This is a genomic window from Chryseolinea lacunae (genome assembly GCF_016735595.1).
Classification (GTDB): Bacteria; Bacteroidota; Bacteroidia; order Cytophagales; family Cyclobacteriaceae; genus Chryseolinea; species Chryseolinea lacunae.
Map to the genome: position 1 here is coordinate 204677 of NZ_JAERRB010000007.1, position 21864 is coordinate 226540.

The 21864-nt window shown below is 52.1% G+C and carries 11 protein-coding genes; 7 read left to right on the forward strand and 4 right to left on the reverse strand.

The genetic code is table 11. The features are described 5' to 3' along the window. The first annotated feature begins 14 nt into the window (after window positions 1-14). The 4 genes from JI741_RS20355 to JI741_RS20370 all read left to right on the forward strand — a co-directional run bounded on the left by JI741_RS20355 (window position 15) and on the right by JI741_RS20370 (window position 2947). On the forward strand, window positions 15-1721 hold the full coding sequence (locus tag JI741_RS20355; protein WP_202012945.1) for a sodium:solute symporter family protein: 1707 nt from the start codon (window positions 15-17) through the stop codon (window positions 1719-1721). Between the two features lie 56 nt (window positions 1722-1777). Then, window positions 1778-2209: a nuclear transport factor 2 family protein gene (locus JI741_RS20360; RefSeq protein WP_202012946.1), complete on the forward strand. Its 432-nt coding sequence runs from the start codon at window positions 1778-1780 to the stop codon at window positions 2207-2209. A gap of 121 nt (window positions 2210-2330) precedes the next feature. Continuing rightward, a complete protein-coding gene (locus JI741_RS20365; protein WP_202012947.1) occupies window positions 2331-2609 on the forward strand; it encodes a hypothetical protein in 279 nt (92 codons plus the stop codon). Window positions 2610-2614: 5 nt separating this feature from the next. Beyond that, entirely contained in the window at window positions 2615-2947 is a 333-nt protein-coding gene (locus JI741_RS20370) for a hypothetical protein (RefSeq protein WP_202012948.1), read from the forward strand. A gap of 345 nt (window positions 2948-3292) precedes the next feature. Here the strand turns inward: JI741_RS20370 and JI741_RS20375 are convergent, their stop codons facing one another. Further along, window positions 3293-4144, reverse strand: coding sequence for a DUF2911 domain-containing protein (locus JI741_RS20375; RefSeq protein ID WP_202012950.1), 852 nt, complete (start codon window positions 4142-4144; stop codon window positions 3293-3295). 90 nt (window positions 4145-4234) lie between these two features. Between JI741_RS20375 and JI741_RS20380 the strand changes: the two genes are divergently transcribed. Together JI741_RS20380 and JI741_RS20385 are read left to right on the forward strand one after the other, a co-directional pair. Next, window positions 4235-4825 carry a DNA-3-methyladenine glycosylase gene (locus JI741_RS20380; RefSeq protein ID WP_202012951.1) on the forward strand — a complete coding sequence of 197 codons (591 nt, stop codon included), beginning with the start codon at window positions 4235-4237 and terminating at the stop codon, window positions 4823-4825. 97 nt (window positions 4826-4922) lie between these two features. Further along, window positions 4923-6503: an OmpA family protein gene (locus tag JI741_RS20385; RefSeq protein ID WP_236676187.1), complete on the forward strand. Its 1581-nt coding sequence runs from the start codon at window positions 4923-4925 to the stop codon at window positions 6501-6503. A gap of 15 nt (window positions 6504-6518) precedes the next feature. On the opposite strand, the gene JI741_RS20390 is transcribed toward JI741_RS20385, so the two are convergent. The 3 genes from JI741_RS20390 to pyrG form a co-directional block, all read right to left on the reverse strand. Then, on the reverse strand, window positions 6519-9260 hold the full coding sequence (locus tag JI741_RS20390; RefSeq protein ID WP_202012955.1) for an ATP-binding protein: 2742 nt from the start codon (window positions 9258-9260) through the stop codon (window positions 6519-6521). A 155-nt stretch (window positions 9261-9415) separates the two neighbouring features. Continuing rightward, window positions 9416-11236 (reverse strand): membrane protein insertase YidC, encoded by a 1821-nt coding sequence (gene yidC, locus JI741_RS20395; protein ID WP_202012956.1) that lies wholly within the window; start codon window positions 11234-11236, stop codon window positions 9416-9418. 90 nt (window positions 11237-11326) lie between these two features. Next, window positions 11327-12952: a CTP synthase gene (gene pyrG, locus JI741_RS20400; RefSeq protein WP_202012957.1), complete on the reverse strand. Its 1626-nt coding sequence runs from the start codon at window positions 12950-12952 to the stop codon at window positions 11327-11329. A 462-nt stretch (window positions 12953-13414) separates the two neighbouring features. On the opposite strand from pyrG, the gene JI741_RS20405 reads away from it, so the two are divergent. After that, window positions 13415-21835: a DUF8696 domain-containing protein gene (locus JI741_RS20405; protein ID WP_202012958.1), complete on the forward strand. Its 8421-nt coding sequence runs from the start codon at window positions 13415-13417 to the stop codon at window positions 21833-21835. Window positions 21836-21864: the final 29 nt, after the last annotated feature.

Here is a 21864-nt window from a genome sequence, read left to right on the forward strand (position 1 = left end):
ACCCAATCCTTTGCATGAACTACCTGGACTGGATTGTATTGAGTGGCACCGTGATCTTCATCGTGCTGTATGGCATCTGGAAAACGCGCGGCCGCAAGTCGATGGAAGGCTACCTCAAGGGCGACAGCACCATGAAGTGGTGGATGATCGGTGTGTCTATCATGGCCACGCAAGCCAGTGCCGTCACGTTTCTGTCAACACCGGGACAGGCCATTGAAGACGGCATGCGCTTTCTTCAGTTCTATTTTGGATTGCCGCTGGCCATGGTCATCATCTCGGTCACCATTGTGCCCATCTACTACAGGTTAAAAGTGTTCACGGCCTATGAATATCTGGAGACGCGTTTTGATTTGAAAACGCGTTCGCTGGCTGCCATTCTCTTTTTGTTGCTACGCGGCCTTTCGGCAGGCATCACCTTGTTTGCGCCGTCGTTGATCTTATCCACCATCCTGGGCTGGCCGGTGCCCATCACCACCATGCTGATCGGCACACTGGTGGTTGTTTACGTGGTAACGGGCGGCTCCAAAGCCGTGAGCCTCACACAACGCCAACAAATGACCGTGATCATGAGCGGCATGATACTGGCCGGTATTCTTGCATATAGTTTGTTGCCCCAAAACGTTTCATTTGGCGATTCGGTGAAGATTGCGGGCGAGATGGGAAAGCTCAACCTCGTGGATTTGAAGTTCAACCTCACCGATCGCTACAACATCTGGTCGGGTCTCATCGCGGGCACGTTTCTGTTCCTGTCCTATTTCGGTACCGACCAATCGCAAGTGGCCCGCTATCTGGGCGGCAGTTCGGTGACCGAGAGCAGGCTTGGGTTGCTGTTCAACGGTCTTCTCAAAATACCGATGCAGTTCATCATTCTCTTCATCGGCATCATGGTCTATGTGTTCTATCTGTTTGTTCAGCCGCCGGTGTTTCACAACCAGGTGTTGAAAGATCGCGCACTGAAAACCGAACAGGCTTCATCGTTGAAAGCCCTCGAAGAAGAATACAACACGCTCTATGCGCAAAAGCGAAAGGCGGTCGACGGCCTGGTCGCGGCCATCCACGCCGGCGACAACAAGGCCATTGTGACCTCGCGCGACGAAGTGAAAACCTGGCAGCAAAAGGAAGTGACGATACGCGACTCTGTGAAAGCCACCATCGCAAATGCTATTCCCAGGGCCAAGACACAGGACCGCGACTACATCTTTCTCAACTTCGTGCTATCCAATCTGCCACACGGCATCATAGGTTTGCTCATGGCCGTGATGTTTAGCGCAGCCATGTCGTCGATGGCGGGCGAGCTTAACGCGCTGGCGTCTACCACCTGCGTTGACATCTATAAGCGTTCTGTTCGGCAGGACAAGTCGCCGGAGCATTATGTGAAAGCCTCGCGCTGGTTCACGGTGGGGTGGGCGTTGTCGGCCATGGTGTTTGCCATGCTGGCGAGTTTTGCGGAAAACCTCATCCAGTTTGTGAACATTGTGGGGTCGCTTTTTTATGGAACCATTCTTGGCATTTTTCTCGCAGCGTTCTATGTGAAGCGTGTACACGGTCATGCCGTGTTTTGGTCGGCCATTGTGGCCGAAGGAATTGTATTATATTGCTATGCCCAAACCGACATCAACTTCCTGCTCTATAACTTTATAGGATGCGGTGTCGTGATCGGGTTGTCGTTGGTGCTGCAGCTTTTCATGCCACCAAAACCAACGGCAAGGGAGGGGCAATGAGTTTTGCTCCGGCTCACGCAGACACAAATCAGTATCCCATAAAAAAACCAAACCCCATGAAAAAAATCCTGTTTATCGTTCTGTTCTCGGCCTGCACCGCGATCGCCTTTGCACAAACCGCCGATCAAAAAGCCGTAGAGGCTGCCGTAGAAACCCTGCGCCAGGCGATGGTCAGCGGCGACAAAGCCGCGCTCGAAAACATTGCCGCCGATGCCCTGAGCTACGGCCATTCCAATGGCAAAATTGAAGACAAGGCGACGTTTGTGGCGGCATTGGTGAAGTCGCACTTCATCAAGATCGACCTGACCGAGCAAACGGTCTACATCAACGACAACATTGCGCTTGTGCGCCACAAACTCACCGGCGAGAATAACGACAACGGCACACCTGGCAAGGTGAACATTGCCGTGCTCACGGTGTGGCAAAAGCAAAAAGGCCAATGGAAACTTCTGGGCCGTCAGGCTGTGAAACTGGTCCAGCCATCCTAATCCAGCGGGATTCATCCTCACCATCAAGGGCTTTCAATCTCGCTTCAAACAAAAGCGCTGGCTGGCTTTCAACTAATATAATTAGTTTATATATTTGACAGGTCAACTAACTGATTTAGTTATGGAGAGGACGCCGCGCGACGTTGAGCGGGATTTCAAGGAGATCCACATCGAAAAAACCTGGGCGGTTTTGGGTGAGCGCTTTTCATTTAACCTGAAAGCATGGAAACAGGATTTTAGCGTGTATTGCAAAAACCAGACGCGAAACATTTCCGAACCACAGGCCTTCAGCGAATTTGGCAAGAAGAAGATAGAACCGCTGCTCAACACCATTCTGAAGCGCGAACAATATCACCCCACCTGGGCAAACCTGATGCGGTGGATTGCAAAACGTAAATGACAACTATGGAAGATATAAAACAGACCCGGTGGACCGACGACGCAATTGCCGACCTCATTCTTAAGGTGAGGAACGATTTGTTGAAGGACTTTCTCGACGATCGTTTTCTGAAAGACTACGTCGGCCAGCAATTTAAGATGAGAGACCTCTCTGCCGTGAAAGTTGAGTTTATCCGCAAGGACCTGAAAGAACTGTTTGCCACACCGATCGACCGGGCGCACTACGAGCCCATCATCAGCAGCATCCGGGAGTCAGACACAGCATCGCTCTCCGACGGCAACGAACAGTTCTTCTATGCCGAAGTAGAAAAAATACTGAAACGTCACATCTACGGATAGGCAAAAGCCTAACCAAAAGCCTGAAGTTCTCCGGACTACTTTTTTGAACAGGCAGCAACTTTTTTGAACTTTCCATCTTGCCTATTATGCCATACTGAGTTTTTTATTATTTTTGGATGAACTCTTAAATCAAAACAGCCATGTCTAAATCTCAAGATGCTAAGAAGGAAACCAAAAAGCAGCCTCTGAAGACACTGAAAGAAAAACGTGCCGAGAAGAAGGCGAAGAAGGATTCCAAAAAATAATCCTTGCTTTAAACAAAGATTACCTCTCCTGTGTGGGAGAAATAAAAAACCATCCTGGATCCCAGGATGGTTTTTGTTTTTAGGGGATATGTCCCTGTTTTTATTTCAGAGACTTCATCAACTCTTCGTTCATTTTTTGATAGTCGCGGTTGCCGGCTTTCTTCGAAGCTTCCAGCGAAGCGGTAGATGTGGCAAGGGCACCGGCTTTGTCGCCAAGGCCTTTCTGGATTCTGGCCTTTTGATAGAGGATCCAGAACGCGGTGGGGTTGGCTTCGGCTGCTTTGTTCACCCAAGTAAGGGCTTGTTTCAGGTCTTTGCCACTTTCCAGGTAATAGACTGCGGCCGAGAAATAGTTGCCGGGATCAACGGTGGTGTTCTCCTCGATCGACTTCATCACTTTCGCGTCGTAGTCAACGGCGATGCCGAATTTCACAGACGTGTTCTCCCAGGCAAGTTGCACTTTGGCAGTCTTCATGTCGTCGGAGATGTCGCCGATGTTGATGGTGAAGGTCTCCACTTTTTCAGTGAGCTTTTCGGACTTCACTTTGAAGTTTGCGGCTTCGTTGGCTTTGTCATACTTGGCGGTATTTCCACCGAGGGTAACGTCTTTGTAGAGCGAAATGGTCCACTCCGTGGCGCCGGGCCAGCTAAAGATCAGGTATTGGCCTTTGGGAACGGCAACGCCTTCCACCTTCACATCGTCGCTAAACGAAATAAGGGTGCCGCTGTTGGCGCCGGTTCTCCAGATGGTGCCATAGGGCAGCAACACGTTGGCGTCGGTGCCAAAAATTTTTCTGCCCTTCACACGCGGTCGGAAGTAGTCGATCTTAACATCGGTGAGGCCCACCACGGTGGACACAGAACCTGCTGCGCTGGGAGATGGAGTAAGTACCTGGGCATTCGACAGATAGGCGAAGCACCCGAGGGCAATGATCAATAAACACTTTTTCATGGTGGATTAATTTGGTTGTATAAAAGTTAGATGTGTTAAATTTTGGCCATCAAATTTAAAGAATCTTTTCACATCGCCCCGACATTGCGCATGAAGCTGACGGAAACCTTTTATCAACAGACCAACGTCGTGAAAGTTGCCCGCCAGTTGCTGGGCAAGGGGCTGTTCACAAACATAAACGGCATGGTGACCGGCGGCATCATTGTGGAAACGGAAGCCTATTCGTGGAAGGAGCGGGGCAGCCATGCCTACGATGCCAAAAAAACACCGCGCAATGCCATCATGTTCGACAAGGGAGGCAACGCCTATGTTTATCTCATCTATGGCATGCACTACCTGTTTAATGTGGTCACCAACGTTCCGGGCACCGCCGATGCTGTGCTGATCAGGGCGCTCGAACCCGTGGAAGGCCTCGACATCATGACCCTTCGCCGTGGCAAACTGGCCAACCCACTACATCTTACCTCCGGTCCCGGCAAGTTGACCAAAGCATTGGGCATTGACAGAAAGTGGAATGGAAAGTCGTTGCTGGATGACGAAGTTTGGATTGAAGACTTTGGCCGAAAGATCCCCTCCAAAAACATTGAAGCCGGGCCACGCATAGGAATAGATTATGCAGGCGAAGACGCAAAGCTTCCCTGGCGGTTCACCCTCAAGGGCAATCGCTGGGTAAGCAAGTAAAAGTCAAGCATCGGAATCCGTGCCGCACAAGATATGCGAGCGGTGAAGGGGATTATGGTGTCGAAGATTATATTTGCGGATTGTATCAATGAAATTCATGAGAGTATTGTTCCTAGTGGGTTGCGTGTGTACCCTCCACACATTGTCAGCCCAGCGTTTAACGAGCCAGTCGTTCCAGGCAGTCAATTCATCCTACGATGAACTCGACCCTGTGGTTAGTCCCGATGGCCGAAGCCTCTACATCACCGTGGCCAATCACCCGCAGAACATCGGTGGCAAAAAAGATCCGGGCGACATCTGGGTATCTGTGCTCACCGAAACCGGGCAGTGGTCGGCGCCCATTCACGCCGGCACCACCATAAACGACCGGGGCTACAACGCAGTGGCTGGATTTTCGGCCGACGGCAACCAGCTCATCCTCGTAAACCACTACGATGCCTCCGGTGCCACAGCACGCACACAAGGCATAGCTGTTTCCCGCAGCACAGGTGGCAACGGCTGGTCGCGTCCTGAAAACATTTCCATTCCGTATTTTCAAAACAAGTCAAGCATTCTCAGCGGCTTCATGCTGCCCGACCAGTCGGTGTTTGTTTACTCAGCCGAAACCTACGGCACCAAAGGCGTTGAAGACCTCTATGTGACCGTGAAGGGCAGTGATGGCAAATGGACCGAGCCACGAAACCTTGGCAATGTGATCAACACCCCGTTCCAGGAACTGAGCCCTTCGGTGAGCGCCGACGGAAAAACACTCTACTTCTCCAGCAACGGTCGCAAAGGTTATGGCAGCTTCGACATCTACGCCAGCAGCCGCCTCGACGACACGTGGACCAACTGGGCTGCGCCCGTGAACCTTGGCGGGACCTTCAACACCGGCGGTCGCGAACTCTACTTCCGTCCCTACGATCAGTTCGGCTATTCACTCTTCGCCAGCACCACCAACAGCGACGGCTATGGCGACATCAAAATATTCCTGTCAAACGAACCGCTTCCCACCGACAGCGCCATCATCGCGGTGAAACCCGTTGTCGACACAGTGAAGATTGTGGAATTAACCCGGTCGTATGAAGAAGACAAACGCATTCGTGTCTATGGCAAAGTGACCAATTCCAAAACCGGCGAAAGCGTGCCGGCAAAGCTCACCTTCAGTTCGGGCGCCAGGTCTGAAAATGTAGCCTCAGCGACCAACGGCTACACCATACGCATTGCGTCCACCAGCGACTATGCTGTTACCATTGAAGCGGAAGGTTTTGTGAGCACCATGGAAAAGCTGGACATGAACACCTACGAGCTGAAGGAACTCGAAATGAACTTCAGGCTCCAGCCTGTGGAAGTGGGTGTGACCGTGAACCTGAACGACGTGTTGTTCGAGCAAGGCAAAACCAACCTGCTCACACAGTCCTATCCGGAGCTCGACCTGGTGGTGTCGTTTCTGAAAACCAATCCCAAAGTGAAAATAGAACTGGCGGGCCACACCGACAATCGCGGCATACCATCACAAAACGTGAAGCTTTCGCAGGCGCGTGTCGACAAGGTGAAGGCCTATCTGGTGTCGAAAGGTGTTGATGGCAAACGCATCAGCGGCAAAGGCTATGGTGGTTCAAAGCCCATCGCCAGCAACGATACTGAAGAGACCCGTCAGTTTAACCGCCGCGTGGAATTCACCATTCGGAAGTTCTAACGACACCCAATCCAACTATGCCGTTTGGGGAACATTTGGTTGCCATACCGGCAACATGATGGTGAACGTGGTGCCGTGACCCGGCACACTTTGCACCGTTATTTTTCCACCGTGTTTCTCGATGATGCTATTGGAGATGGCCAACCCAAGCCCCGTGCCTTTCCCAACTTCTTTTGTGGTAAAGAACGGTTCGAAGATGCGGCTCAACACATCGCCTGACATGCCCTGGCCTGTATCGCTGATCGTAACAGAAACGGACTTCCCATCGGTCGACGATTGCGTCTTGATTTCAATTTTACCGTTTTCGGCAATGGCTTGTGTGGCGTTCATTACCAGGTTCATAAACACCTGATTGATTTCGCCGATGCGGCACTCCACCAGCGGGAGGTTGGGATCGTAGGCTTTCACCAATTCGATGCGCCCTTTCATTTCGCTTTGCGTCATGATGAGAGTGGCGTCGAGTTGCTCGTTCAGGTTCACACGGCTGAAGGCCTGTTGCCCTTCATGCGAAAATGTGCGCAGGCTTCTCACGATATGCGACGTGCGTTCTACGCCGGTTTGAATAGTCTTTGTCAGTTCTTTGATGTCGGTGAGCGTGCTCGAAAATCCCAGCTTCTTTTTTAATGCGTTCACAGCTTCCAGTTTGTCGGCGGGCAAATCCTGCGCCACGCCTTCATAGTGATTGACCACGGCGATGAGCGTTTCAATTTCCTGACTCAGCCCTTCCACACCATTCGAAATGAAGTTGACGGGATTGTTGATCTCATGCGCAATGCCCGCTGTAAGTTGCCCGAGCGAGGCCATCTTTTCGGAGTGAATCAATACCGCTTGTGTATACTTCAAATCCTGTAGCGACTGTTCCAGCTTGGTGTGCTGCGCGCTCAACGCTTCTTTTTGCGCGGTGATCTCCTCGTTTTGCGCCTTGATCTCTTCGTTCTGAAGGGCGATCTCCTGGTTCTTATTATACAGCTCCTGGCTGTTGCGTTTGTTGATACGGTTGGCGCGGACCAGGAACGCGACGAATAGGGTAGTGATCACCAACACCGTGCTCACCATCAGCAACGTGATGCCCTGTGTGCGCAGCGCGGCCGATTGCATGAGTTGTTTGTTTTTGAGCGCAATGTTCTCTTTTTCTTTTTCTGAGGTTTGATATTGTGCAATGATTTCGGTAATCTCGTTTGATGCCGCCACCGAGTAGATGGAGTCCTGGATAGTCTTCAAGGATTCAAAATAGGTCAACGCTTCTTTGGGATGATTCTGAACTTTGCTGATGGTGTAGAGACCGGCTAAGGCATTGGCCTGGATCTCTGCAAAATTTGAATTATGACTCAGGCCAAGCGCTTTCCGGAATGCCTGCTCGGATTTTGTATAGTCATGCCGTCGGGCAAGCAGCTCGCCCTCCAGGATATAATAAAGAGCAACCTCACGCCGTAGCTCCACATTGGGCAAGTGCTTTTTCAGGAACGTGAGCAAGGCCGTTGCGCTGTCGGTTTCGTGAAGCTTGAGGTGAACTTTGGCGTAGGCTAGCAGCGCCGACACGGAGTCGGTGGCCACTTCCGATTTGCCGGCCAGGGCCACCGCCGCGCGTGCAAAACCTTTGGCCTCGCGGGCATCGTTCAGTTCGAGGGAAGCCTCACTTAACAAGATGAAGGATTCCAGTAACACATCGTTTGTACCCGACGCTCCCTTTTGGGTCGATAGGAAAATTACGTCCTTCAGGTTGTTGATGGCCAACGGGTAGTTTCGCAATTTCATATACGTTTCGCCCAAGGCTTTCCGGGCGTTCATGAGGTTGCTGAGGCGATTCAGTTCGCGATAGATGTCGATGGCTTTCAGTTGAAGGGCAATGGCCCTGGCAAATTTTCCCTGCGCGATAAAGAGATCGCTCAGATCGGAATACGCATCGGCCATGCCGATTTTATAGCCGCGCTTTTCGGTGTCGCTCGCCACGTCTTCGTAGATCGCGATGGCCTTCGCGGTTTGTCCCTGATCGGCATACACGGTGGCCAGCAACACAAGGGTTGACATATACAAATGGCGATCTCGCGCATGAACAAAGTGCGCCAGAGCGTCTCTCAGATACGGCTCCGCTTTGCTGAGATGGTGCTCCACGATTTCAATTTCGCCCAGGTTTTTCAAACAGATTCCCAAGAGACGATGGTCGGCGTGATGTTCCTTGGCGAAGGCCAGATTGGTGTTGCGCACCTCGCGTCCCTTGGCAAGTTGGCCGCGATAGACATAGTAGGCGCCCAGAGCCTGGTTCCATAATATGGTGTATTGAACTTTCAGCTGTTGGTCGGGCAACGCTTCCGCCTTCTTCAACCCAGCCTGGATGGTGGCGAGGTATTGGTCAAGTTGATTGAGACGGAAATAGGTGATGGACACACCCTCGAGACTGCGGTGAATGCCGTCTACAAATTTTAATTGCTCGGCTTCCGCATGCTGTTTGATGAATCGGGCGTTGGCCTCTGCAATTTGTCCGCGCCAGTATAGTGCAAAGCTCTTGTTGATTTGGGCCCGCAGCGATCCTTCGCGATACGGCAAAGTTTGCGCAAGACTGTCGGCACGGTCGGCGTAGCGGTCGAGTTTGCTGAGGTCAGAATACACATTCTCTTCGGCTATGGTGTTGCAGGCGTCGACCCATTCGGTTCCGTGCAATCGCGGCAACAACACCTCCAGGCTGTCTTCAACCGGCGTGAATTGAGCCCGGCCAATCACAACGATCAGCAGGGAGGCGAAAGAAAATGCAATCCTCATAGACCCTTAAAAGATAGAGAAAAATTATGTATGCCACGCAATCCGACCGCTCGTTCAGCGGCGTTGCGTGAGTGGTTGTCTGACAAACTGAATCCAAAAAAGAAGGCCTCACGTCCGAAGACATGAGGCCCTTACGTCGTAAAAACCTGTAACGACTATTTCTTGCGATTTCTTCTTTCTTCGTCGGCTTTGCGTTTGGCTTCTTCGCTCGACTTCATGGCTTCCTGGAGCTTGTTCATGAACTTGGACTTTTTGCCACCGCCGCCCGCGGCGTTCTTCTTCTTGTTCTCTTCCATGATGGCCTTGATCTTGTCTTCGTCGACAAACCGTTTGATGATGGCTTGCTGCGCGAAGGTGACAAGGTTAGACACAAAGTAATAGAATGTGAGACCTGCAGAGAACGAGTTGAGCACGAACAGGAAAATGACGGGCATGATATACGACATCGACTTCATCGGCCCCTGAACAGACGAGAGCTGGTTGTTCTGCCATGTGTAGATCAGCGTAGACGCCGTCATCAACAACGTGAAAAGGCTGAGGTGATTGCCCAGGAACGGCACAACCCATGGAAGCTGAATGAGTGAATCGTAGGTGGAAAGATCTTCGGCCCACAGGAATGGCTGCTGACGCAACTCGATGCTGGCGGGGAAAAGATAGAACATGGCAAACAGAATAGGCATCTGCAACAACACCGGGATACATCCGCTGATGGGGTTCACACCCACCTGCGAATAGAGCTTCATCTGTTCCTGCTGCACCTTAGTCATGTCGTCGCCAACGCGTTCCTTGATCTCGTCGAGCTCCGGCTTCAGCACTTTCATTTTGGCCATGCTGAGGTAGGACTTATACGACAAGGGGAACAATACCAGCTTCAGCAACAACACGAGGATGACGATGATGAGGCCGTAGTTCGGAATGATCTTGGTGAGGAAGTGGAACACGGGGAAGATCACAAACTTGTTGATCCAATACACCGGAGGCCAGCCCAGGTAAACGTTTTTGCGGAAACCTTCCGTTACGTCGCCGGTCTTTTTATAGTCGTTGGGACCAAAGTAGAATTTGAAGTCAGCTTTGCCGCTGGCCAGTTGGCTTTTCGGAATCAGCAGGCTGATGTTGGCACGTTTCACAACCGCGCTGTCGCTTTCGGTCATGGACGTTTCCAGATTTCCACCCGCGAAGTTGCTTTTGGCAATGATCGACGACAGGAAGAATTTTTCTTTCACGGCCACCCATTTCACAGGCTGGGTCAATGCTTCCGACTCTTTGTCTTTCGAGCGGGGCGCCAGTTCGTCGAAGCCCTCGGCTTCTGAATAGTAGGTGATGGTGGTGTTAATGCGCGTGTCGGCAAGATCTTTCTCTACCGGGCGAACAATGTCGGCCCATTCAAGCGAAAGGTTGTCGCCCGAAAGTTGTTGATCCAGTCCGGTGGTGCGCAACTTGTAGCCGATCTCATGGCCCTTCGACGGGATGCTGTAGACTTGCGAAAGCTTGGCGCCGTTGCTCAGGCTGATGGTGTAGACCACTTCTGTGCTGTCGCCGTTATTGCGCTGCTCCAGTTGATAGAAGAGCGTGTACAGATCCAGCGCCTTGCCTTGATATTGTGTTTTGAGGTTGAACCCCGACGATTCGGGTGTCACCAACTTCAGCGGTTGCTGTTTGTAGGTCTTGAATTTCTTCAATTCCACTTCCTTGATCAAACCACCTTTGTTGCTGAAGGTCACTTTCAGGTCTTCATTTTCAACTACCGTAGCCGTTTCTTCGCCTTTGAAAGCCGCAGACAGATCGCCATAGGTTGCTGCCAGAATGCTGTCGGGCACAGCTGCGGGTTGTTGAATAGCATCGGGTTTGGTTTCGGCGGGTGTTGTCACCTGCGGAGCGTTTTGCGCGATAGGCTTGGGCTCGGGCGAAAACCAATAGAAGTAGGCTAGTAATAAAACTGCGATGAGTGTTAGACCAATGGCGGAATTTCTATCCATTATGCGTGTGTGTTTCTAAAGTATAAAAGACGATAAAGTACCGGATTTATTGGTAGCCCAGCAGGGTCCGGAATTTCAATTTCGGGTGAATTAATTAGAGATCTTCACTTTTTTGTGCTCCAGGGCTGCTTCCACAAATTTCACGAAGAGCGGATGCGGGTTCAGCACCGTGCTTTTCAGCTCCGGGTGATATTGCACACCAACATACCAGGGATGGTCTTTCAGTTCAACAACCTCCACCAGGTTCGATTCCGGATTCACGCCCACGGCTTTAAGCCCGGCCTGCTCCACTTGCTCCAGGTATTTGTTGTTGAATTCGTAGCGATGGCGATGACGTTCGTGAATGAGGCTTTCTCCGTAGGCAGCAAACGCCTTCGAGCCCTTTTTCAGCTTGCAGTCGTAGGCACCCAGGCGCATGGTTCCGCCTTTGTTGGTGATCTTTTTCTGCTCTTCCATCATGTCGATCACCGGGTTTTTGGTTTTGGGGTTGAGTTCGGTCGAACTCGCTTCCAGGCCCAGCACGTTGCGGGCAAATTCCACCACGGCACATTGCATGCCCAGGCAGATGCCAAAGAACGGTATTTTGTTTTCGCGCACGTGGCGGATGGTTTCAATCTTGCCTTCCAGACCGCGTTCGCCAAATCCGGGGGCAACCAGAACGCCGTCGAGATTTTTAAGAATATGATCCACAGAGTCTTTCGTCACGTCTTCCGACGAAATCCATTTCACGTTAACCTTGCAGTCGTTTTCAGTGCCGGCGTGCACAAACGCTTCGGCGATGGACTTGTAGGCATCGGGGAGGGACACGTATTTGCCCACCAGGCCCACGTTCACTTCGTTCACGGGGTTTTTCAGTTTGCCCAGAAAGGTCTTCCAGCGGTCCAGTTCAGGCTCTTCTTTAGAAGTCACCTTCAGTTTTGCCAGCACGCGCTCGTCCAGTTTTTCTTTGCGCATCAGGATGGGCACATCATAGATGGTGTCGGCATCCATGGCTTCGATCACCGAGTTGAGATGCACGTTGCAGAACAGGGCCATCTTCTTGCGGATGTCCATGGGCAGCGGCATTTCGGTGCGGCACACTAATATATCGGGTTGAATACCGGCTTCAAGCAGCTCTTTCACAGAGTGTTGGGTCGGTTTTGTTTTCAATTCTTTGGCGGCCTTCAGGTAGGGTACCAGCGTGAGGTGAATAACCATCGAGCTGTTGGGAGCCAATTCCCATTTCACCTGGCGCACAGCTTCAATGAAGGGAAGCGATTCGATGTCGCCCACACAGCCGCCAATTTCGGTGATGATGAAATCGTATTCGCCGCTTTCGCCCAGCAAAAAGATGTTGCGCTTAATTTCGTCGGTGATGTGGGGGATGACCTGAACGGTTTTGCCCAGATATTCGCCCTTGCGTTCTTTGGTGATGACGTTGTTGTAGATCCTGCCGGTGGTGACGTTGTTGGCCTGCGAGGTGCGCACATTCAGGAATCGTTCGTAGTGGCCCAGGTCGAGGTCGGTCTCGGCCCCGTCGTCGGTCACATAGCATTCGCCGTGTTCGTAGGGGTTGAGGGTGCCCGGGTCGATGTTGAGATACGGGTCAAATTTCTGGATGGTCACTTTAAAGCCCCTGGCCTGGAGCAGTTGAGCCAGGGAGGCCGCGATAATGCCCTTTCCTAAAGAAGACGTTACGCCTCCGGTCACAAAGATGTACTTGGCAGTGGTTGACATATGTTGAAAAGGCTAAAAAATTCGGGGGCAAAGGTATAGCTATCAGCTAAAACTACAAGGGGTTATGCCGAGGTTTTGCGCTTGTGCGAAGGTGATTTCGGCGGCTTCATCCGGCACTTGACGGAATAGGGCTAGACTAGGTCGGGTATTACATAAATCTTATTACCTTTGTCCTCGTGTCTGCATAAGTGAAAGCACAGTTGAGGGGAAGAACCGATGCAGACCGCCCGCCAGAAAGCGAGAGCGTGTCAGACCGAAAAAGCGCGTTGATGTGACTATGATTTTGCGGCAACTCTGGCCCTTCATTACAAATCCGGATGTACCATTATCGACATTTTTTAGCCTGTGACTTTGGTTACTTTGATTTTTTGAAACGAATACAGGATTGTCTATAGTTTAGGATTGTTTTTTGGCTTAATCGGCAATACCTGTTTAATTCGCAATTTTTAAATGCATTTGCGCATGCCTAAACTTTTACGCCTACGTTTTTTAGGGCTATTTATTCTTTCCGCCTCCCTTAGCTTGATTTCGGTTGGAGCTTATTCGCAGGGATGTCAGGGAGCTAACGGAACGGGTATCTTCCCCGGGTCAATCGCCAACATCGACAACGGTTCTATCTGCGCCAACCTCCAGACGGACGCCGGCGTGATGGTGATCCAGATCAAGAACATCGACGAGACCGGTCTCATCCAATATGATGTTGACTGGAACGACGGTTCGGCTGTTCAACGCATAAACGCAACCAAAGTTTCGGCCAACACCTACGAGGCACAACCCAACCACATGTTCCCTGCCAACGGTGGACAAGTGAAATGCGAATACAACCCGGTGGTGAAGCTGGTATACAACGGAACCGTTTGCCCCGCCAACCTCGGATCGCCCCCCCGCTTTGTGAAATGGAATACAGACGATCAGAACACCGGTCGCCTCTCGCTTTTGGAAACCGTGACCAACGTAAACGAATACCTGGTCTGCGCCGGAGCCGAAACCAACGTAACCTTTACCGACCGCTCTATTCTAAACTGCGTTCCTCCCGACCTGGTGCAGGGACAAAACGACAAACAACGCTGGAGACAATTCATCTACGGCACCACTAACACCATCACCGGACAAGTTAGAATCGGCGGAGCATCGCCCGGATTTCCCTTCAATGGTGTGGTTGACGCTTCTCCCGCATCGGTTATCAACTCGGGTTTCCCCACGGCTACTACACAAATCATCACCGTTCCAGCCACAGCGCAGGTAGGAGAGGTGTTTGAATTGCGAATGAACTACTGGAACACGTGTAACTCTTTTTTAACAAGTCGTCCTCCTGTATTCACCCTGGCCCGCATCCGTATCGTAGATCAGCCGCCGGCACCGACGGGTAACGATCAAACGGTTTGTAACGGCACAACGCCCTCCAGTTTCACCATCAACGGTGTTCCGGGTGGCAACATCGTGAACTGGTATCGCAACGTTCCCGGAAGCCCTGATGCACCCGGCGTGCTCATCACCTCCGGTACCTCTAATTCGTTAAACATCAATTCCTTGCCTGGGTATTCTAACAATACCACAGCAGGCAGATATATCGTTTGGGCCAGCTACAGACCCAACGTGGCCAACGCCCTGAACTGCGAAAGCCCCAAGATCAAATTGACACGCACCATTCGGGAAGCTATCACCGTACCGAATCCCACGACAGCACCACCAACAGAGATCTGTAATAACAACTCCTTTAATATCGTATTGCCAAACCCGGGCACAACAACATTCGGGGGGACAACAGAATATGTCTATTCAGGCGACACCGGTGTTAACATCGGATCGTCCACTGCGAATTCTGTAACCTTCAACGTGGCCGTTTCATTCACCCCGGGACAACTGTATGTGGACCGCACCGTCCGGGTGAGCCGTCGCTACACCACCAATCCGAACTGTACGTCTAACAGAGACTTTACCGTACGCGTCTATAACGAAGTAGTAGGCGGAACACTGAGCAACTTCCCGGACGTCTGCGAAGGAACTTCTGTGGGGCCCATCACTTTGTCAGGGTACGTGGGAACGATAGATCATTGGGAAGTTGAATTCAATGGAGGAGGATTTACTACTTATACAGGACCTGCTTCCGGTAACTCGATTACACCGGGCGTTCTTGCTTCCGGTCCACCTCCAAGCACGTATCGTTTCAAAGCCATCGTGAAGAACGGAACCTGTCCCACAAAAGAAAGTACGATTGAATCTGTTGCAATCACACCAAACCCCACACCACCAACGGCCGGAACAGATCAGAATTTCTGCGGCGTATTTACCTCTGACCCATTGGATGCAACGGGGTCAGGTACATGGAGTTTTGTTGGCAGTGTCCCGATTGGAAGGCCTGCACCATCGTATTCCACAAATGCTAACGATCCAACTACGCAGTTTATTATTGGTGGACCTGCGCAGGCGGGAGAGTACACAATGCGCTGGACCGTTATAATAGGGTCGTGTACATTTACGGATGATGTGGTTATTGATTTTGGCGCGAACCCTGATCCAATTCCTGTAATAACGCCAATCCCTTTCTGTGGAACTGTCGGCAAAATGACTATGCCTAACCCTTCTATAGGGACAGGGCTTTGGACAGTGACCAGCGGCTCGCCGGCGGCAATTACAATCGACGATGTCAATTCGCCCACATCCGATGTAACACTTAACGGGCCGGGTTTTGCGTATGGACCTTATACTTTAAAATGGGAGGTAACAAGCGGGCAATGTCCGTCTGTTTCTAGAACAGTAGACATCACGTTCTTCGAAAAACCGATCGCTACGGCGCCCGACATCACTGGAGTTTGCCTTCTGCCAGGTGCTGCAGTAACCACACCAATACCTTTGTCGGGGACCTATAGCGGTGGCGCTGTGTCAGGAACCTGGGCGGTTGTTACCGGCAATGGAACGATCACATCGGTGGTTAGCGGCGGCGGTAACGTGACGGCTACCTACAATGCAAACAACGCCGACTATCTGGCCGGCACGCCGATAAAAGTAAAACTGATTGCCATCCCCAGCGGCGCAAGCAACTGTTCTCCCGGCGAGGATGAAGTGACCATAACGGTTGACCGCAGGCCCGAAGTGAACGTCGGGGCCGCAACCTTGGATGTCTGCGAAAGCTTTGTGCAGATGACCGCAGAGAAACCAGCGCCGTTTGGTGCCACAGGCAGGTGGACGACTACCGGTAGCGTTACGTTTGACGACGACACAGATCCTGAAACTTTCGTGCGCAACTTGCCCGCACCCGGTGGGTCAGTTACAGTGACCTGGACGCTGACCAGTATCGGAGGAAACAGCTGTACTGATTTTAAGAACATCCTGATCAGAAGAATAACACCTCCCGCGGCAGCCAACATCACGGCCAACCTCTGCGAGGTGGCACCTGCCGGTGGCCCGGTGACAACCAACGTGTTGTTGACTGACTACGAGACTTTGGTGACCTCGATTCCCGCAGCCAACCGCACCATTCAATGGTATCAAAATGCGCCGCCTCCAGCTGGTGTGGCGGTGGCCGATCCGACCATTCAGCTCACCAACGTGCTGGACGGAAAAATTTATATCGCCGTGATTACCGAGACCGCTACGGGATGTACAAGCAATGCGTCAGTGACGGTTTCTGTAAAACCCTTGCCGGCTGCAAAAGACGGCATCGTGGCGCTTTGTGAAAATGCTTCAGGTTCGAACACGGCCGATAACATCGACCTGCTAGGCGACACACGCTATCGCGACGCCATCACCATTCCCGGTAACATAGTTTCATGGCATGCCACGCCTGGCGATGCCCAAAATAACGTGAACCCGATCACAACACCCATCGTTTCCGTTATTGGAAGCCTGGATGTGTTTGCCCGAATTACTTACTCAACGGGCTTGACCTGCCCCACGGTGGTGAAGCTGACTTTACAAGTGACAAGCATTCCCAGCATCACCGAAATCACAGGTCCTGTCAACGTCTGTATGGGCGCCAACGGACAAGCTCCCAATACGCTTCCTTTCCAAACCTATCAGGTGCCCAGCGTGCCGGGGGCTAAATATCACTGGGATATTCCTACAGGAGCAGGGGAGTTTATCCTCTTTGCCGGTGGAACGGTGAATGACTTCTATGCCTTGATTCAATTCCCCTACGATGCCGTGCATGCCGATCTCGACATCAAGCTGACCGTTGAATTGAATGCGTGTAGCCTGGTGGTTCCCTTCAAGACCGTTCGCCGAAGTGCGCAGCCGGTAGCCCCGACAATTGCCGGCCTTGAAATGGTCTGTGAAAATGAAAGCGGTGTTCAATACTCCATCGTGGGCCCCAACGGAAGCTCGGCTTACACTTGGGATATTTATAGACAATCCGACAATTCTACAGGGGGTGCCTTCATCATCAGCGGGCAAGCCACAGACAAGATCTTTGTAGAATTCACAAACGAACCTGTATACATCAAGGTGAAGGAGTCTGACAACGTATGTATCAGCCCTGAAACGCCTCCCTATAACATCGCGGTGAATCTTCGCCCCATTTTACTGGACAACGATCAGGCTGTGTGTAGCGATTCGCCTACTGGAATTGTATTCGCCGAAGATCCGGCGAGCCCTGTGCTTATCGATTTCTATACCATTACCAGCGCGGTGTATCCTGCCGGGGTGATTTACAAGGTGCCCGCGGGCCCGGAAGCTTTCCCGCAAACGGATTTGCCTGCCGACTTCCTTCAGAACCACGTGTTCAGAAACCCTTCGGCGTTGCCGTTGCCGGTGAACTATACCGTGGAGCCGTTCACCAGAACGCCTTTTCCGAGCAATCCCGCCACGTTCAAACGATGCGTTGGTACGGCTCAAGTCATTACCGTGAATGTGAAGCCCGAGCCGCAATTACCCATCGGGCTGAAGAAGGCGATTTGTAGCGACACGGAAACGGCCATCACGCTGCTTTCGGTTAGCAACACTTTCCCCGCCGACCGGTTTATCTTTACGAACATTCAGATTCCTGCCGGCGTAACAGCCGCCACCCCCATTCCGACCGTTGGAACCGTTCCTGGCGGACCGCTCTATACCGACAACGCCATCTACAACAACAAATGGATCAACTCAACACAAGGCAATCAAACGGTGATCTACACCATTGTGCCCTTCAGCCAGACCTTGAACTGTTCAGGAGCAGGCGTAGACATTGAAGTAGTGATCCACCCGGATGTGGCCATGAATCCTGTTAGCGATGCCGTGGTGTGTAGCGGAGAGTTGGTGAACATCAACTTTACGGCGACAAACACGGATGCCGAATTCCTCTGGTCTGTGAAAAATTATCCGAGCGACATAGGCGTGAGCACGGGTGCCGGCGCGGGCGATATCGACGTGGCCACCAACCTTTTCTTCACCACGCTGAACACCGGCCTGGACCAGGATGTGGACATGAGCGTTTACGCACAAAACTCTGCGCTTGAAGGCGGTTCGGCTTGTACCAGCACTCCGGTTCCTTTCAAGATAAAAGTGCTGCACAAAACCATCGCGAAGAGCCCGACACCGATTGAAGCCTGTTCGGACACGCCAGGTGGCAACACCTTCACGGCCGATCTGAAGGCCATAGAGCCCAGCATCACCACCGTTCCCACAGCAACCATTGCTTGGTATAGAACCAATCCCGACACAGACCCCGCGGCCATCCTCATTCCGCCGGCAAATCTCACGGCGTATGTCGTGACCGATCAGGTGCCTGTCTTCGCTCAAGTGAGCGACGGCGCATCCGTTGGGTCATCAACACCCGGATGTCCGGTGGTGGCTACGGTGAAGTTTAATGTAAACCCCGGCGTTCGCCTGGATACGGTGAAGACGCATTTGACTTGTAATAACATTTTAACGGGTGCCATTCAGGTAACGGTTCTGTCAGGAACAGCGGGCGCCACGGGCTTCCGCTACTCTTTGGATGGCGCGCCTCCCATTGCCACAACAGCGTCGACTTTCACCTTCAGCTCGCTGGCGGCAAAAACGAACTACTTTGTGAACGTTGAAGACTCGAAGGGATGTAAGGCAACCATCACCGACATCAACATCAAACAGCCGGCGCCATTGGTGGCCAACCTGGTCGATGTGAAGGATGTTACTTGTTTCCTGGGCAACAACGGCCGCATCGAAGTGTCGGCAACGGGTGGCAATGCTCCGTATACTTTCACGCTGCTGGAAACCGGCGCGGCCAATAGCACGGGCGTTTTCACGGGCCTGGTGTTGGGATCGTATAACGTGGGCGTTGTGGACAACAAAAGCTGTCCGCAGGCAGTGGTTCACGCCGACATCAAACAACCGACGCAAGTTGAAATTCAGGATCCGATCTTTGTAACCGACGAAAGCTGCCGCGACCGCAAGGACGGAAAACTTGAAACCGTATTCTCGGGTGGTGTTGGACCGTATACATTGACTTTGTCAAAACCGTCGAGCCCTGGCGATCCTGCCTATCCCATCATTGTTCCCAATGTTGGTGACCCCGTGGCAGGAGGAACCTATACGTTCCTTAACCAGGCTGGCGGTAGCTACCGGTTGGTGGTGACCGATGCGCAGGGTTGTGCTTCGAATCCGAGAAACGCATTCCTTATTAATCCTCCTGACTTCCAGGCAGGTTTCACGGGCCCCGATCAGGCTGTTTGTGAAGGATTTGATCCTGCCGTTATTGGGGAACTTGCACCGGCAACAGGTAGCGGAACTACGCACTATACCTATCGTTGGGAATTTAATGACGACAACCCGGCTACTGCCGCCTCGTGGTTAAACCTGACGGGTGTGACAGATTCCATATACAATCCTGGCGTGTTGACGAAGACTACCTACTTCCGCAGGTTTGTGACAGGAGGACTTTGTGGCGAAAAAATGACTCCTATGACCACCATTACGGTCAACCCTACGCCTAAGGTACAATTTGGATTCGATGAGCCCGTTTGCCAGGGAGATGCGTCTAAAACGGTAACCGTTTCTTTGCTGGTAGGAACCGCGCCGATGTTCTTTGACTACACGGTGGACTATGCCGACGGAACTTCCGAAATCAACACTTCCGTATTGGGCAACGCAACATACCTCATCAAAATCCCGAGCTTCCAGCAGGACCAGACGTACACACTCACAAAGCTTAGGGATTTCAACAACTGTTTTGCCGATCTCAGCACTGTGCTTCCGGTGAAGAAGACCCTGCAAACGCTCAACACCGACTTCACGATTGTGACGCCGGATCAATGTGCCGACAAGCCATTCGAATTCCAGTTCAATGCCGAGGCCAATGTGAGCTATGTGCTGAACTTTGGCGATGGTCACAAACAGATTGTACCCAACACAACAGGCCCTGCGGCGCTCTCCATTCCATACACCTATCCGTCCACATCGGTCGATGTCATCAAACCCTACGACGTGACGTTGGAAGGGCAGGGATCGTGCGCAGGAAGCACCACCAAACCGGTTAAAGTGTTCCCCATCATCGCGCTCAACATCGCGGCAGGCGACACGATTCTGTGTAGCGGAGACGACATCACGTTCAAAGACAATTCACTGGGAGTGAACACGGTTTCGTGGTACTATCACGTGGTGGGAGAGACCGATAAGTTTGACGAATACACCGGACCTCAAAAATCGCAGGTTACGTTTGTGATGACCAACAACACCCTGCAAAATCCCCTTATCTATGAGGTGGTGTATCATGCCGAAACTCCTCAGGGTTGCAGCGTGGATTATACGAAACAGGTGAAAGTGTATCGTCGCCTCACGGCCAGCTTCACACATTTCCCCGATCCGCCATCGCCGCTCATCGGGGGCATATCGACCGTGCAGTTCACAAACCTGACGCCGATCGATGCTGACTTCTCTTACACATGGGATTTTGGTGACGTGCGGGCGAAGCCTTCGGGCGCCAGCACAAACCCGACGCCTCCAGCGGTAGACTACACAGAGCCAGGGCCGAAGACCGTGAGATTGTCAGTATTCAACTTCAAGTCCTTTGCCGACGACAATAAGGTTTGTCAGAGTGTGTTTGTTGATCCACTCACCATCAACCTGGGCACGTTAACTGCGCTGTTCACCGCGACGCCGCTGGCCGCGTGTTTCCCGGCCGACATCAGCGTCAAGAACCTTTCAGAAGGAGCCGACACGTTCCTCTGGCAATTGTTTGATGAGACGGGTCTGGTGAGCACTTCGCCGCTGAGCGAGCCGGTGTTCCGGATTTTGAGACCGGGTAAATATTCGATCTACCTCACAGCCTATTACCATACCGACCCCAGCGACTACAGAACGTATCAGGTGAAGGGTATCGAAATTTACGACTCGCCTTCCGCACTCTTCCAATTGCGTCCGAACCCGCTTTATGTTCCCGACACAGAGATGCAGACCTTTAACCAGTCGCTGCGTGCCAGTCAGTATGCATGGGATTTTGACGACGGCGAAACGTCGACCGAATTCCAGCCTCGACACTTGTACAAGCTTGAAGGCAAATACATGGTGACGCTCATCGCGGGCTACGACAATGGAAACAAGGACATCAACGGCGATGGCATCCTCGATGGAAACGTGATCTGCTACGACACGGCCAAGCAGGAACTGGTGGCCCTCGACGGCGGCTTCATCAAATTGCCGAACGCGTTTACACCAAGCCCTAACGGATCTTCAGGCGGTGTGCCGGGCAACGGCACGTTCAACGACGTGTTCCTGCCCATCACACGAGGCGTTGAAGAGTTTGCCATGCAGATCTTCGACCGGTGGGGAAATCTTATCTTTGAAAGCAAAGACAGAAACATGGGCTGGGACGGCTACGACCGGAATGGCAAACTTATGCCGGCGGGGGTATACGTCTTCAAGCTAACCCTGCGGCTATCCGACGGGCAACGAACAACGAAGATTGGCGACGTGACCTTAATACGGTAAACCTTGTTATGCCCTGGGATGGTCTATAA